This is a genomic window from Sphingomonas yunnanensis, from assembly GCF_019898765.1.
Taxonomy (GTDB): domain Bacteria; phylum Pseudomonadota; class Alphaproteobacteria; order Sphingomonadales; family Sphingomonadaceae; genus Sphingomonas; species Sphingomonas yunnanensis.
Genome location: NZ_JAIOKB010000007.1, coordinates 154,561 through 169,008 on the forward strand (window position 1 = coordinate 154,561; position 14,448 = coordinate 169,008).

11 protein-coding genes are annotated in these 14,448 nt (G+C 72.0%); 7 read left to right on the top strand and 4 right to left on the bottom strand.

Annotated features, from left to right (window positions below; translation table 11 throughout):
* Window positions 1–172: 172 nt before the first annotated feature.
* The gene (gene glmM, locus K7957_RS17335) at window positions 173–1,510 is read right to left on the bottom strand and encodes a phosphoglucosamine mutase (RefSeq protein ID WP_223013646.1); all 1,338 of its coding nucleotides are present in this window, start codon (window positions 1,508–1,510) and stop codon (window positions 173–175) included.
* Window positions 1,511–1,579: 69 nt separating this feature from the next.
* On the opposite strand from glmM, the gene K7957_RS17340 reads away from it, so the two are divergent.
* Together K7957_RS17340 and K7957_RS17345 are read left to right on the top strand one after the other, a co-directional pair.
* Complete coding sequence (locus tag K7957_RS17340) at window positions 1,580–2,839, top strand: dicarboxylate/amino acid:cation symporter (protein ID WP_223013648.1); 1,260 nt, start codon at window positions 1,580–1,582, stop codon at window positions 2,837–2,839.
* A gap of 62 nt (window positions 2,840–2,901) precedes the next feature.
* Entirely contained in the window at window positions 2,902–3,699 is a 798-nt protein-coding gene (locus tag K7957_RS17345; protein ID WP_246617235.1) for a Coq4 family protein, read from the top strand.
* Between the two features lie 108 nt (window positions 3,700–3,807).
* On the opposite strand, the gene rarD is transcribed toward K7957_RS17345, so the two are convergent.
* Window positions 3,808–4,698, bottom strand: coding sequence for an EamA family transporter RarD (gene rarD / locus K7957_RS17350; protein WP_223013652.1), 891 nt, complete (start codon window positions 4,696–4,698; stop codon window positions 3,808–3,810).
* A 150-nt stretch (window positions 4,699–4,848) separates the two neighbouring features.
* Here rarD and recF point away from each other — a divergent pair, with 150 nt between their 5' ends.
* The 5 genes from recF (at window position 4,849) to gyrB (ending at window position 12,248) form a co-directional block, all read left to right on the top strand.
* Window positions 4,849–5,886 carry a DNA replication/repair protein RecF gene (gene recF, locus K7957_RS17355; protein ID WP_223013654.1) on the top strand — a complete coding sequence of 346 codons (1,038 nt, stop codon included), beginning with the start codon at window positions 4,849–4,851 and terminating at the stop codon, window positions 5,884–5,886.
* A gap of 189 nt (window positions 5,887–6,075) precedes the next feature.
* Window positions 6,076–7,257: an MFS transporter gene (locus tag K7957_RS17360; protein ID WP_223013656.1), complete on the top strand. Its 1,182-nt coding sequence runs from the start codon at window positions 6,076–6,078 to the stop codon at window positions 7,255–7,257.
* Between the two features lie 362 nt (window positions 7,258–7,619).
* A complete protein-coding gene (locus tag K7957_RS17365) occupies window positions 7,620–8,822 on the top strand; it encodes an MFS transporter (protein ID WP_223013658.1) in 1,203 nt (400 codons plus the stop codon).
* Window positions 8,823–8,825: 3 nt separating this feature from the next.
* Window positions 8,826–9,704, top strand: coding sequence for an alpha/beta hydrolase (locus tag K7957_RS17370; protein ID WP_223013660.1), 879 nt, complete (start codon window positions 8,826–8,828; stop codon window positions 9,702–9,704).
* A gap of 51 nt (window positions 9,705–9,755) precedes the next feature.
* Window positions 9,756–12,248, top strand: a complete 2,493-nt coding sequence (gene gyrB, locus K7957_RS17375; protein ID WP_223013662.1) for a DNA topoisomerase (ATP-hydrolyzing) subunit B — start codon at window positions 9,756–9,758, stop codon at window positions 12,246–12,248.
* Window positions 12,249–12,318: 70 nt separating this feature from the next.
* Here the strand turns inward: gyrB and K7957_RS17380 are convergent, their stop codons facing one another.
* Both K7957_RS17380 and K7957_RS17385 read right to left on the bottom strand, forming a co-directional pair.
* Entirely contained in the window at window positions 12,319–13,689 is a 1,371-nt protein-coding gene (locus K7957_RS17380; protein WP_223013664.1) for a sensor histidine kinase, read from the bottom strand.
* Entirely contained in the window at window positions 13,676–14,353 is a 678-nt protein-coding gene (locus K7957_RS17385; protein WP_223013665.1) for a response regulator transcription factor, read from the bottom strand. Before K7957_RS17385 ends, K7957_RS17380 begins: the two co-directional genes overlap by 14 nt.
* Between the last annotated feature and the right edge of the window lie 95 nt (window positions 14,354–14,448).

Consider the following 14,448-nt stretch of genomic DNA (forward strand, 5'->3'; position numbering starts at 1 on the left):
GGCAGACAGGGCGTGACGCCGACCGCACCACTCGCGTCATCCTGAGCTCGTCGCAGGATCCACTGTGCCGCGAACTCCTCAGCACGTGAGCTTGCGGACAAGTGGATCCTGAAACGAGTTCAGGATGACGCCGGTAAGGAGATGACGCTAGTGAGAGGCGGTGAGCACCCCCTCAGGCCGCGGCGCGCACCGCGTCGCAGATGCGGTCGACCACGCGCTCGACCTGCTGCGGATCGTCACCCTCGGCCATCACGCGGATCACCGGCTCGGTGCCGGACGGCCGGATCACCAGCCGGCCACTGCCGGCCAGCTCGGCCTCGGCCTCGGCGATCACCGCCTTCACCCCCTCCTGCTCCAGCGGCTTGCCGCCGGCGAAGCGCACGTTCTTGAGCAGCTGCGGCAGCGGCTCGAACCGGTGGAGCACCTCGCTCGCCGGCGCGCCCGCGCGGCACAATTCGGCGAGCACCTGGAGCGCGGCGACCAGGCCGTCGCCGGTCGTGGCATAGTCGGACAGGATGATGTGCCCCGACTGCTCGCCGCCGACATTATAGCCGCGCCGTCGCATCGCCTCGAGCACATAGCGGTCGCCCACCTTGGTGCGGATCAGCCCGAGCCCCTGCGCCGACAGATGCCGCTCCAGCCCGAGATTGGACATGACCGTCGCGACCAGCCCTCCCCCGGCGAGCCGCCCTACGCGTGCCCAGCCCGCCGCGATCGTCGCCATCAGCTGGTCGCCGTCGATCACGCGGCCGCGCTCGTCGACCACGATCAGCCGGTCGGCGTCCCCGTCGAGCGCGATCCCGATCGCCGCGCCATGCTCCACCACTGCCGCCGACAGCGCCTCGGGATGGGTCGAGCCGATCCGATCGTTGATGTTGAGCCCGTTGGGGCTCACCCCGATCTGGACGAGGTCGGCGCCGAGCTCCCACAATGCCTCGGGCGCGACCTGATAGGCGGCGCCGTTGGCGCAATCCACCACCACCTTGAGGCCGTCGAGGCGGAGATCGTTGGGGAAGGTGGATTTGGCGAAGTGGATGTAGCGACCGCGCGCGTCGTCGATCCGCTTGGCGCGGCCGATCTCGCCCGCGGCCGCCAGCGCCACCTCGCCATCGATCGCCGCCTCGATCGCCTCCTCGTCCTCGTCGGAGAGCTTGTAGCCGTCAGGGCCGAACAATTTGATCCCGTTGTCGGCGAAGGGATTGTGACTGGCCGAGATCATCACGCCCATGTCGGCGCGCATCGACTTGGTCAGCATCGCCACTGCCGGCGTCGGCATCGGCCCGACGAGCGTGACGTCCATGCCGACGCTGGTGAAGCCCGCCTGCAGCGCGCTCTCGAGCATATAGCCCGACAGCCGCGTGTCCTTGCCGATCACGACGCGGTGGCGGTGCGCGCCCCGCAGGAAGTGGCGACCGGCGGCCATGCCGACCTTCATCGCCATCTCCGCGGTCATCGCGCCGGTGTTGGTGAGCCCGCGAATGCCGTCGGTGCCGAAATATTTCCTTGCCATCGCCTCTTACCTTCGCTCCGCTGACGGGCTTCCATAAACGATGACACACGAAGGGCGAAGAGCGCGCTGATGTCGCAGGCCACCCGTATTCTCCTCGCCCTGATCGCGGGTCTCGCCGCCGGGATCGCGCTGGCGCGCGTCGCGCCCGGCGCGGTGTCGCAGGTGGTGGCGGTGGCGGAGCCGCTCGGCACCGCCTGGCTCCATGCCTTGCAGATGACGATCGTGCCGCTGGTGGTCTCGCTGCTCGTCACCGGCGTCGCCGCGACGGCCGAGGCGGCGCGCGCCGGTCGGCTGGCGGCGCGCGCGATCGCGCTCTACGTCGTGCTGCTTGCCAGCTCGGCGACGATCGCGGCGCTGCTGACGCCGCTGCTGCTGGCGCTCGTCCCGCTGCCCGCGGCCTCGGCCGCGGCGCTGCGCGGCGCCTTGTCCGACGCGGGCGCGGTGCCCGCGGTGCCGCCGCTGGGTGAGTTCTTCGCCGGCATCGTGCCCAAGAACGTGATCCAGGCGGCCGCCAACGACGCTTTCCTGTCGCTGATCATCTTCACGCTGGTGTTCGCCTTCGCCATCGCGCGGATCGAGCGCGACCAGCGCGACTTGCTGGTGCGCCTCTTCACCGCGCTGCGCGACGCCATGCTGGTGGTGATCGACTGGGTGTTGTGGATCGCGCCGCTGGGCGTGCTGGCGCTCGCACTGGTGGTGGGCGCGCGCGCGGGCACCGGGGCGTTCGGCGCGTTGATCCATTACATCCTGATCGTGAGCGCCTCGGGCGTCGCGGTGATGCTGCTGGCCTACCCGATCGCGCGACTCGGCGCGCGGCTGCCACTCGGCGCCTTCGCGCGCGCGACCTTGCCCGCGCAGGCAGTGGCGATCAGCACGCAGAGCTCGCTCGCCTCGATGCCGGCGATGATCGAGGGCGCGCGCGATCTCGGCGTCGCGGTGCGGGTCGCCGGCGTGACGCTGCCGCTGGCGGTGGCGATCTTCCGCGCGACCGGGCCGGCGATGAACCTGGCGGTGGCGATCTACGTGGCGACCTGGTTCGGCGTCACGCTGTCACCGGCCACGCTCGCGATCGGGGTGGTAGTGGCGACGCTGACCTCGCTCGGCTCGGTCAGCCTGCCCGGCACCGTGAGCTACGTCAGCGCGATCGCGCCGATCGCGGGCACGATCGGGGCGCCGATCGCGCCGTTGGGCCTGCTGGTAGCGGTGGAGACGATCCCCGACATCGTCCGCACCGTCGGCAACGTAACGATGGACATCGCCACCACCGCACTGCTCGGACGGCGCGGTGACTCGGACGGCGGGTCGAACCCGCCGGCGCCGGACGCTTGACGACGTACCGCCATCTCCGTTATTGACAGGCGTGTCAGTAACGGAGTTTTCCCGTGACCCGCATGCCTCCCTACCCCGGCACCAGCGGACGGCGCGACTGGCGCGGCGCGCTCGACGCGGTGCGGCGACTGATGCGCGATCCCGACGACACGCGGCAGGTCTTCCGCATCATGCGCGCGCTCAACACCGGCAATGCCCCGACCAATTACGCGCGCCTGATCGCTTCCTCGGCCGGCGGCCTGATCGCCTATGAGCGCGCCGAGCTCGCCGCGCTGCTCGCCGATCCCGAGGCGGTGGCACGCCACGCGCCGGGCACGGTCGGCGCCGCTTATCGCGACTTCCTCGCCGCCACCGGCTATACCGCCGACGGGCTGGTCGCGGTCAGTGAGGCGGACCATGCCGACGCCTGGCGCGCGGAGCATCCCTACGGCTGGATGGGCCGTCGCATCCGCGACCTGCACGATCTCTGGCACGTGCTCACCGGCTACCAGGCCGACGACCCGCTCGGCGAGGCGGCGCTGGTGGCGTTCAGCTTCGCCCAGGTCGGCGGGCTCGGCTGGGCGCTGATCGCGGTCGCCGCCGCGTTCAAGAGCCTCGCGGAGACCCGCAGCACGTTGTTCGCGCGCGCGGTGTGGGAAGGCTATCGCCACGGCCGCGCGGCCGCCTGGCTGGTGGCGGAAGATCCGCGGGCGCTGCTCGACGAGCCGCTCGCCGCGGCGCGCGCGCGGCTGGGAATCGGCGAGCCGCACGCCTACCGCCGCGCGCGCCGCCAGCTGGGCGCCGCGATCGACTCATTCGGGCGCGCGCGGGGCGGCGGCATGAGCGTGCCTCTCGCTCACGCCGGCTCACGCACGACCTGAACTGCTGTGTTCTCCGGCGAACGCCGGAGCCCAGGATGGCGGGCTGGACGCTCGTGGCTCCGGACTCCTGCCTGCGCGGGAGCACGGTTTAAGCGCAGATCGCGCGGCTCAGCTTTTCTCGCCCGCCGCCGCGCGCCAGCCAGCCACGGCGTAGAGCGCGCAGGCGAGCCAGATCAGCGCGAAGCTGAGCAGCTGCGCCGGGCGCAGCGGCTCGCCGAAGATCAGCACCGCCTCGAGGAATTGCAGAGTCGGCCCGATATATTGCAGCAGCCCCAACGTGGCGTAGCGCAGCCGTCGCGCCGCCGCGGCGAACATCAGCAACGGTGCCGCGGTCACCGCGCCGGCGAGCACCAGCAGCACGTCGATGCGCGTGTTCTGACCGAAGGTGCCGCTGCCGTGCGCCTGCGCCCAGCCGACGATCGCGACCGCGGGCAGCAGCAGCAGCGCGGTCTCGATCAGCAGCCCGCCGAGCGCGTCGATCGCCACCACCTTGCGGATCAGCCCGTACAGCCCGAAGCTCACCGCGAGCGCGAGCGAGATCCACAGCGCCCCGCCACCGTCGAGCGCGAGTAGCACCACACCGACGCCTGCGATCGCGACTGCCCCGGCCTGCACCCGCGTGATCCGCTCGCGCAGCACCGCGACGCCGAGGAGCACGTTGAGCAGCGGGTTGATGAAATAGCCGAGGCTCGCCTCGAGCACGTGGCCGTTCTGCACCGACCAGATGTAGACGAACCAGTTGATCGCGATCAGCAGCGCGGTCGCGCTGAGCAGTGCGAGCGTCCGCCCGCGCGCCTTCCGCAGGATCGCGCGCCCGCGCCCCAGCACGGCGACGACCGCGACGAGCAGCAGCAGCGAGAAAATCACGCGATAGGCCAGCACCTGCAGCGCCGGCACCGTATCGAGCAGGTGCAGGTAGAGCGGCAGCAGCCCCCAGCACACGAAGGCACCGACGCCGAGCAACAGGCCGGTACGGATCGAGGCGGGATGATCGGACATGCCGCGCCATTGCCCGCCGGCTCGCCCGGCGCAAGTCGTCACGCGGACGTCATGACCCGAGCTGGTGGCGCGGCCTTGCGCGCGTCCCAAGCGCCACGGTATGATGAGGCACGTTGCCGCTCCCGCCCGCACCGCCTACAGCCGCGCGCGATGCTCGCGCGCCTGGTTCTCACCGATGTCCGCAACCACGCCGCGCTCAGCCTCGCTCCCGCGCCGGGGTTCGTCATCCTCACGGGAGCCAATGGCGCGGGTAAGACCAACGTGCTCGAGGCGGTGTCGCTGCTCGCGCCGGGCCGCGGGCTACGCCGGGCCGCGTTGTCCGAGATCGCGCGCGCCGACGGGCCGGGGGGCTTCGGCGTCGCCGCGACGCTGGACGACGGGGTCGAGCTCGCCACCGGCGCGCTGGCGGGCGCGCCCGAGCGGCGGGTCGTGCGAGTGAACGGCGCCGCCGCGGGCGCGGGCGCGCTGGCCGAGCGGGTCGCCGTGCTGTGGCTCACCCCCGCGATGGACCGGCTGTTTACCGAGGCGGCGGGCGAGCGCCGCCGCTTCCTCGATCGGCTCACGCTGGCGCTCGCCCCCGAGCACGCGCGCCACGGCACCCGCTACGAGGCGGCGATGCGCGACCGCAACCGCCTGCTCGCCGAGCCCGCGCCCGACCGCGACTGGCTCGCGGCATTGGAGGCGCAGATGGCGCAGCACGGCGCCGCGCTCGACGCCGCGCGCCGCCGCACCGTGGCCGCTCTGGGCGAGGCGCTGGCGGCACAGCCCGCGGGCGCCGTGCCGCGCGCCGCCCTCGCGCTGGCCGGCTGGAGCGGCGACGCCGGGACGCTCGCCGCCGAGCTCCGCGCCGGCCGCGTGCGCGACGCCGCGTCGGGGCGCACGCTCGCGGGACCGCACCGCGCCGACCTGCTCGTCACCCACGTCGACAAGGCCCGGCCCGCGGCCAGCGCCTCCACCGGCGAGCAGAAGGCGCTGCTGCTCGGCATCGTACTCGCCCACGCCGAGCTGGTCGCGACCGCGACGGGCCGCGCGCCGCTGCTGCTGCTCGACGAGATCGCCGCTCACCTCGATCCCGCGCGTCGCGCCGCGCTGTTCGAGCGGCTCGCCCCGCTCGGCCAGGTGTGGATGACGGGGACCGAGCCCGGGCTGTTCGCCGCGGCGGGCGAGGCGACACGACTGGCACTGTGATCGCAGGCGCCTGTTCGCCACGTCGCAGCGGCGTTGCGTCACCCGACAAAAGCGCGCAGGCCGCAGTGACCATCCGGCGCCCGCGCGCCGTTCGCAGGAACCACGCCGCTGACCGAGCCAGCCTCTCCCGCCGCGACCGAGCGCGCCCCGTCGACGGGTGCGGGTGAGTGGCGACGGGGGTGGCCGCTGGTGTGGGCGGCGATGCTGGGCGCCGGGCTCGGCCCCGGGCTCTACCAGAATCTGTCCAGCCTGTTCACGCCGGGGCTGGAGCGCAGCTTCGGCTGGTCGCGCGGCGAGATCGCCACCGCGGCCGGGCTCGCGCTGCTCGGCGCGCTCGCGGCCCCGCTGATCGGGCGCACCGCCGATCGCTTCGGCGTGCGGCCGGTGATCACCGCCTCGATGCTGCTGCTCGGCGTCGCCTATCTGTGGCTCGCCTCGATCGGCGGCGCGATCTGGCGCTATCAGGTCGGGGTGCTGCTGCTGGTGCTCACCATCCCGGGCACGAGCAGCCTCGCCTATGGCAAGCTGATCGCCGCGGCGTTCGAGCGGCGCCGCGGGCTCGCGCTGGCGCTCGGCACCTCGGGTCTGGCGCTCGCCACGATCGTCGCCGCGCCGGCGCTCGGCTGGGTGATCGGCCGCTACGGCTGGCGCTACGGCTTCGTCGCGCTCGCGGCGGGGAGCGCGCTGCTCGCGCTGCCGCTGATCCTGCTCGCGATCCGCCGCGCGCCGTGCGCGATCGTCGCGCCGCGCGCGCCCCCGAGTGAGGCGAGCGGCGTGTCGGCGCGCGACGCGCGGCGCGACCGGCGCTTCTGGATCCTGGTCACCTCGGCGCTGCTGATCAACGGCGCGACCACCGGGCTGGTGACCCAGCTGGTCCCGATCGGGATCGAGTTCGGCCAGAGCGCGGCGCAGGCGGCGCTGTTGCTCACCGCCTTCGCGGCGAGCGCGATCGCGGGGCGGCTGCTGGTGGGTGTGCTCGTCGACCGGCTGCGACCGCAGCCCGTGGCGGCGGGGTTCGCGCTGGTGTCGGCGGTGGCGTTCGTGCTGCTCGCGCTCGCGCCGCAGGGTCAGGCGACGCTGCTGCTGCTGGTGTTCCTCGCCGGGCTGATGAACGGGGCGGAGAACGACCTGCTCCCCTTCTTCGCGGCGCGGCTGTTCGGGCTGCGCGCCTATGCCGAGATCTACGGCACCGCGATGCCGCTGGCCCTGTCGGGCACCGCGGTGGGGATCATCGGCTTCGGCCGGCTGCACGATGCCACCGGCACCTACACGCCCGCGCTGGCGTGCGGCGCGGGCGCACTGCTGCTCGCCTGCGGTTGCTTCCTGCTGCTGCCGGATCGCGCGCTGCCGGGGCGCGGCGAGGCGCTCTGACCTGAGAGCTGGCATGCGCGTCGTGGGAACGTTGCTCAAAGGCGAAGCAGCGACAGGGCATGCCTGCTCGTTCATGCTGAGGAGCCGCTGAGCCTGTCGAAGCGGCGTCTCGAAGCGCCTGCCACCCAGCGTGGGCGCTTCGAGACGAGGCTTCGACGAGCTCAGACACTCCTCAACGCGACCGGGAGAAGCGAGGCCGATCTGTGTCGAGCGGGCCAACCAGTCATCGCTTCTCGCCGGACGAGCGTGATTCCGTCGCAGCCCCACATCACATCCCGCCCGACATTCGCCCCGAGACGGACCAGAATTTACTATGCCGCTGCTGGTCGCCGCGCGGCCAACCGTCCTAGGACTCGACCCAGATGGGTATACCGAATCACCGCGCCGGCGCCGAGTGGCGCGCGGGCTGGCCGCTCGTGCTGGGCGGGCTGGTCGGCATGGGCGCGGGACCGGGGCTCTTCCAGAACCTCTCCAGCCTCTTCATTCCCGGCCTCATCGCCGAGTTCGGCTGGACCCGCGGCGAGATCGCCACCGCGGCAGGTATCGGCCTGCTCGGTTGCGTCGTCATTCCCTTGTTCGGCCGCGCCACCGACCGTGCCGGACCGATCCCCGTCATCACCTTCTCGCTGCTGCTGCTCGCCGCCACCTATCTCGCCTTCACCCATATGGCGGGCGAGCTGTGGCACTATCAGATCCTTGTCCTCTGTCTCGCGCTGGGCGTGCCGGGGACCAGCGCGGTCGCTTACGGCCGGCCGATCGCGGCCCGCTTCGTGGCGCACCGCGGGCTGGCGCTCGGTGTTGCCACCTCCGGCCTGTCGATCGCGACGCTGCTGATGCCACCGATCGTCGGCGCCGCGATCACCCGACACGGCTGGCGCAGCGGCTTCGCGGTGCTCGCGGCCTATGCCGCGCTGATCGCCCTGCCGGTGACACTGCTCGCGCTGCGCCGCGCCGCATCCGCGACGACCGACCACGTTCCGCCCGGCCCGAGCGCACGCGCGTCACGGCGGGAGGGGCGCTTCTGGCGGCTGGGGCTGACCGCCTTCTGCGTCAACTTCGCCACCGTGGGGCTGGTCACCCAGCTCGTGCCGTTAGGGCTGGAGCGCGGGCTGGGTACCAGCGAGGCGGCGCTGCTCGTCACTGCCTTCGGCAGCGCGCAGCTGGTCGCGCGCGTCGCGATCGGCGCGCTGGTCGATCGGCTCGCTCCCCATCGCGTCGCCGCCGCGGTGGCGCTGCTGTCCGCGGCGGGCTTCGCGCTGCTCGAGCTGCGCGCGCCCGGTCTCGCCGCTCTGTGGCTGATCGTCTTCCTCGCCGGGCTGATGAACGGCGCCGAGAACGACCTGCTCCCCTTCTTCGCGGCGCGGCTGTTCGGAGTCGGCGCCTACGGCGAGACCTATGGCTCGCTGCTGGTGATCGCGCTGCTCGGCACCGCCGCCGGCGTGATCGGCTTCGGGCGACTGCGCGACGCGACGGGCGCCTACGACCTCGCGCTCGCGCTCGGGGCCGGCGCGATGCTGGCAGCGGCGGTGCTCTTTCTATCGTTGCGCCAGCGCCCGGAGGGCTGAGCGATGCTCGATCGCCGCCGCCACCCGCCCGACCTCGCCTTCACGGCGTGGCGCGCGCGCGACGGCTGGCACTTGCGCGCCTATGACTGGCCCGCGCCGGCGCCGCGGGGGCGTCTGCTGTTCCTCGGCGGGCGCGGCGACTTCGCCGAGAAATACCTGGAGGCGATGGCGCATTGGCGCGGCCGCGGGTGGAGCATCACCGGCTTCGATTGGCGCGGCCAGGGCGGCTCGGGACGGATCGGGGGCGATCCGCTGGTCAACCATCTCGACAGCCTCGACCCGCTGCTCGACGATCTCGCGGAGTTCGTGGCGGCGCGACCGGTGTCGGTCGTGGTGGCACATTCGATGGGCGCGCACCTGCTGCTGCGGCTGCTCGCCGAGAAGCGTGTCCGCCTCGACGCCGCGGTGCTGTCGTCCCCCATGCTGGGGCTCCGCGCCGGACCACTCGGCACGCCGGCGATCGCCGCCCTCGCCGCCGCGGCCTCACGCGCGGGGTGCAGCGAGCGGCGGGTGTGGGAGGGCGACGCCGGCAACGTCGGCGGGCGTATGACCTCCTGCCCCGAGCGTCAGGCGGACAAGGTCTGGTGGAAGACGAACCACCCGCAGATCGCCTCGGGCGCGCCGAGCTGGGGCTGGACCCGCGCCGCCTGCGCCTCGATCGCCCGGCTGCGCCCCGCCGCGCTCGCCGCGGTGGACACGCGCGTGCTGCTGCTGGTGTCGCGGCGGGACCCGATCGTGTCGCCGCGTGCGGTGACGCGCGCCGCCCGGATCCTCCCGCTCGGCGAGATCGAGCTGCTGCCCGGCCGCGGCCACGAGCTGCTGCGCGAGGCCGACCCGATACGCCACCGCGTGCTGGCGCGGATCGACCAGTTCCTCGGCTGAGCGGCCGCCATTTCGCTTCCGTTAGGGGGGCGCCATGCCTATATGCCCGCTATGGCAGAACAGCAGAATTCCAGCGAGTATGGCGCCTCCTCGATCAAGGTGCTGAAGGGCCTGGACGCGGTGCGCAAGCGTCCCGGCATGTACATCGGCGACACCGACGACGGCTCGGGCCTCCACCACATGGTGTTCGAGGTGAGCGATAACGCGATCGACGAGGCGCTCGCCGGCCATTGTGACCGGATCGACATCACGCTCAACGCCGATGGCTCGGTGTCGGTGACCGATAACGGTCGCGGCATTCCCACCGGCATCCACCCCGAGGAGGGCGTCTCGGCGGCCGAGGTCATCATGACCCAGCTTCACGCCGGCGGTAAGTTCGAGAACACCAGCGACGACAATGCCTACAAGGTCTCGGGCGGGCTGCACGGCGTCGGCGTATCGGTGGTCAACGCGCTCTCGGAGTGGCTCGACCTGACGATCTGGCGCGACGGCGAGGAGCATTACATGCGCTTCGCCCACGGCGACGCGGTCGCGCCGCTCAAGGTGGTCGGCAAGGCCGAGGGCATGAAGGGGACGCGCGTCACCTTCCTTCCCTCCCCCGCCACGTTCAAGATCACCGAGTTCGACTTCGACAAGCTCGAGCACCGCTACCGCGAGCTGGCCTTCCTCAACTCGGGCGTGCGGCTGTTCCTCACCGACGCGCGGCACGAGGAGCCGAGGCAGGTCGAGCTGTTCTACGAGGGCGGCATCGCCGCCTTCGTCCGCTATCTCGATCGCAACAAGCAGCCGCTGTTCCCCGATCCGATCTCGGTCGCTGGCACCCGCGATCAGGTGACGATCGAAGTCGCGCTGGAGTGGAATGACTCCTATTACGAGAACGTCCTCGCCTTCACCAACAACATCCCGCAGCGCGACGGCGGCACGCACATCGCCGCCTTCCGCGCGGCGCTGACCCGCACGCTCAACAATTACGCGGAGAAGTCGGGGCTGCTGAAGAAGGAGAAGGTCAGCCTCACCGGCGACGACATGCGCGAGGGGCTCACCGCGATCGTCTCGGTCAAGCTGCCCGATCCCAAGTTCAGCTCGCAGACCAAGGACAAGCTGGTCTCGTCCGAGGTGCGCCAGCCGCTCGAGAGCCTGATGGCCGACAAGATGGCCGAGTGGCTCGAGGAGAATCCGCAGCACGCGCGCGCGATCGTCGGCAAGATCATCGACGCCGCCGCGGCGCGCGAGGCGGCCAAGCGCGCGCGCGAGCTCACTCGGCGCAAGGGGGTGATGGACATCGCCTCGCTGCCCGGCAAGCTGGCGGACTGCCAGGAGCGCGATCCCGCCAAGTCCGAGCTGTTCCTGGTGGAGGGTGACTCCGCCGGCGGCTCGGCCAAGCAGGGGCGCGACCGCCACTTCCAGGCGATCCTCCCGCTGCGCGGCAAGATCCTCAACGTCGAGCGCGCGCGCTTCGACCGGATGCTGGGATCGAAGGAGATCGGCACGCTGATTCAGGCGATGGGCACCGGCATCGGCCGCGACGACTTCAAGCTCGAGAAACTGCGCTACCACAAGATCGTCATCATGACCGACGCCGACGTCGACGGCGCGCATATCCGCACGCTGCTGCTGACGTTCTTCTACCGGCAGATGCGCGAGATCATCGATGCCGGCCATCTCTACATCGCGCAGCCGCCGCTCTACAAAGCGACGCGCGGGCGGTCGGAAGTGTACCTCAAGGACGACGCCGCGCTCGACGAATATCTGGTCGAGGCCGGCCTCACCGCCATGGCGCTCGATCGCGGTGCCGAGGCGCTGACCGGCGCGCACCTGCGCCCGCTGGTGGAGCATGCACGCCGGATGCGCACCCTGATGCGCTACGTGCCGCGGCGCTACGATCCGGTCATCATCGAGACGCTCGCGCTCGGCGGCGCGCTCGCGCCCGAGCTGACGCGCGAGGCGCGCGCCGCCGCGGTGGCAGAGGTGACTCGCCGGCTCGACCAGGGCGACAGCGAAGCGACCTGGAGCGCGCGACTCACTGACGAGGGTGGCATCCACTTCGAGCGCTTGTGGCGCGGCGTGACCGACCACCATATCGTCGAGCCCGCGTTCCTTGCCTCGACCGAGGCGCGCAAGCTCCACACGCTCGCCGCCGAGCAGGCCGACAGCTTCGCGCACGCCTCCAAGCTGATCCCCGTCAAGGGCGGCGCGGTCGAGACGCCCGCCGACGCGATCGCCACCGACGAGGAGGGCGAGGAGACGGTGACGGTCGGGCGCGGCGAGTCGCTCGTCGCGCGGCCGTCTCAGCTGCTCGACGCGATCCTGGCGGCGGGGCGCAAGGGCCTCGCGATCCAGCGCTACAAGGGTCTCGGCGAGATGAACGCGGAGCAATTGTGGGAGACCACGCTCGATCCGTCGAACCGCTCGATGCTCAAGGTGGCGATCGACCAGGCCGACGTGGCCGACGAGATCTTCACCCGGCTGATGGGCGACGTGGTCGAGCCGCGCCGCGAGTTCATCCAGGAGAACGCGCTCAGCGTCGCCAACCTCGACGTCTGAGGCGCCGTCAGAGCGCGTCGGCTCAGTGATGAGCAGTGCTCCGGCGGACGCCGGAGCCCAGGTTCGCGCCTCAGACCAGCGGGATCAGTGGCTCGGCCTTCTCGGTGCAGACCAGCTGTGCCGCGCTGCCCCGCTCGGCGAAGCGGAGCGTGAAGCCGTGCAGGTCCGCGATCGCCTTGACCAGCGCTAGCCCGAGTCCCGTGCCGCGGATCGCGCCGCGGCCGCGGTAGAAGCGCTGGGTCACCAGCGCGCGCTCGGCTGCGGCGACACCCGTACCCTCGTCGCCGACGGTGACGGTGACGCCCGCGTCGTCGCGGTCGAGCGCGACCGTCACCTTCCCAGGGGCGGGGCCGAACTTGATCGCATTGTCGATGAGGTTGGCGACCGCCTCCATCAGCAGGCTGGCGTCACCGCGCACCGTCGCCGCCGCGCGAACCTGGCAGAGAAGCGCGATGCCGCGATCCTCCGCCAGCGGGCGGTGCAGGTCGCACGCGTCCTCGATCAGCCGAGCGAGGTCGACCGCGGCGAAGCGGCTGCGGCGCTCGTGATCCTCCAGTTCGCGCAGCCGCAACAGCGCGGCGACGACACCCAGCAGCGAGTCGATCTCGGCCAGAGCGCGCTCGATCACCGCCGCGAAGGCGCGCGGATCGCCTGCCTCGCGCAGGCCGCGCTCGAGGCCGGCACGCAGCCGCGTCAGCGGGGTACGCAGCTGGTGCGCGATATCGTCGCCGATGCCGCGCACGTCGGCGACGAGCAGCTGGAGCCGGTCGAGCATGGCGTTGACCTGCGCCCAGAGCAGCCCGACGCTGTCGGGACGGCGACCGACCGGCAGCCGCTCGCGCAGATCGCCCGCGACGATCCGCGCCGTCAGCCGCCGCACCGCGTCGACCTGGCGCGCGGCGCGGCGCCCCAGCATCAGCCCGACACCGAGCGCGAGCAGCAGCCCCGGCACCAGTGCCAGCAGCAGCGAGCGCCACACCAGCCGCAGCGCCTCCTCGGCGTCGTCGAGGTCGACTCCGGTGAGCAGCCGGGTACCGTCGGGCATCGCGCAGACGGTCAGCCGCGCGACGTCGCTGGTCCGCCCGGGCAGCTCGGTCGGCGCCACCGCGGCGACGATCGAGCGCCCGACGCCGCTTGCCGCCGGCAGCCGCGCGACATTGCCCGCGATCAGTCGCCCGCGCGGATCGAACAACGCGAGGAACTGTTCGCGGTGGATGTCGCGGCTGAGCCGCTCGCGCAGCTCCTCGGGGCGCTCCTCGGAGGGGGTCAGCGCGAAGAAGGTGCAGTCGTCCGCCAGCCCGTGTTCGATCGCGCGCCGGTGATTGTCGTTGGCGAAGCCCCAGAAGATCGCGGTCAGAACGAGCGACTGGAAGACCAGCATCGCCGCCAGCGCACCGCCCCAGCGCCAGCCGGTGCGCGCGACCGGGTCAGCCCGGAACATCGAACACATACCCCTGCCCGCGCACGTTGCGAATCAGTGCGGGCTCGCCATCGCCGTCGACCTTGCGGCGGAGCCGGCCCATATGCACGTCGACGACGTTGCTGTTGGGCTCGAACGTGTAACCCCACACGTCCTGCAGCAGCATCGAGCGCGTGACGATCCGCCCCGGCCGCCGCGCCAGATAGTCGAGCAGCTTGAGTTCGCGCGGCAGCAGCCCCAGCGATCGTCCCGCGCGCGTGGCGGTGCCGCCGAGCAGGTCGAGGTCGAGCGGGCCGACGATCAGCCGCGTCGCGCGCCCTTCCTCAGGGCGGCGCAGCAGCGCCTCGAGCCGCGCCACCAGCTCGACCAGCGCGAACGGCTTCGGCAGGTAATCGTCACCGCCGGCGCGCAGCCCGCGCACGCGGTCGTCAAGGCTGCCGAGCGCGCTCAGCACCAGCGCCGGCGTGCGCCGGCCCTCGGCGCGCAGCGCGGCGATCAGGTCGAGCCCGTCCCCGTCGGGCAGCTGCCGGTCGACGATCATCGCGTCGATCGCGCTCTCCCGCATCGCCTCTCCCGCCCCCGCGAGCGTGCTGCGGTGGAGCGCCTCATGGCCGGCGGCGGCGAGCTCGAGCAGGATCTCGGTCGCCGTGCCGGCGTCATCCTCGAGGAGCAGGATCCGCGTCACCTGCCGGGTGTGCGTCCGACCGGCACAGTGAATCAACTGAATAGCAGTTCAGATCCTGAACCGGGATTTAGTCGACGACGCCCCCGTCGCGCCGC

Coding starts and splice junctions, on each gene's coding strand:
- glmM (WP_223013646.1), bottom strand. CDS start 1,510: ATGGCAAGGAAATATTTCGGCACCGACGGCATTCGCGGGCTCACCAAC.
- K7957_RS17340 (WP_223013648.1), top strand. CDS start 1,580: ATGTCGCAGGCCACCCGTATTCTCCTCGCCCTGATCGCGGGTCTCGCC.
- K7957_RS17345 (WP_246617235.1), top strand. CDS start 2,902: ATGCCTCCCTACCCCGGCACCAGCGGACGGCGCGACTGGCGCGGCGCG.
- rarD (WP_223013652.1), bottom strand. CDS start 4,698: ATGTCCGATCATCCCGCCTCGATCCGTACCGGCCTGTTGCTCGGCGTC.
- recF (WP_223013654.1), top strand. CDS start 4,849: ATGCTCGCGCGCCTGGTTCTCACCGATGTCCGCAACCACGCCGCGCTC.
- K7957_RS17365 (WP_223013658.1), top strand. CDS start 7,620: ATGGGTATACCGAATCACCGCGCCGGCGCCGAGTGGCGCGCGGGCTGG.
- K7957_RS17370 (WP_223013660.1), top strand. CDS start 8,826: ATGCTCGATCGCCGCCGCCACCCGCCCGACCTCGCCTTCACGGCGTGG.
- gyrB (WP_223013662.1), top strand. CDS start 9,756: ATGGCAGAACAGCAGAATTCCAGCGAGTATGGCGCCTCCTCGATCAAG.
- K7957_RS17380 (WP_223013664.1), bottom strand. CDS start 13,689: ATGTTCCGGGCTGACCCGGTCGCGCGCACCGGCTGGCGCTGGGGCGGT.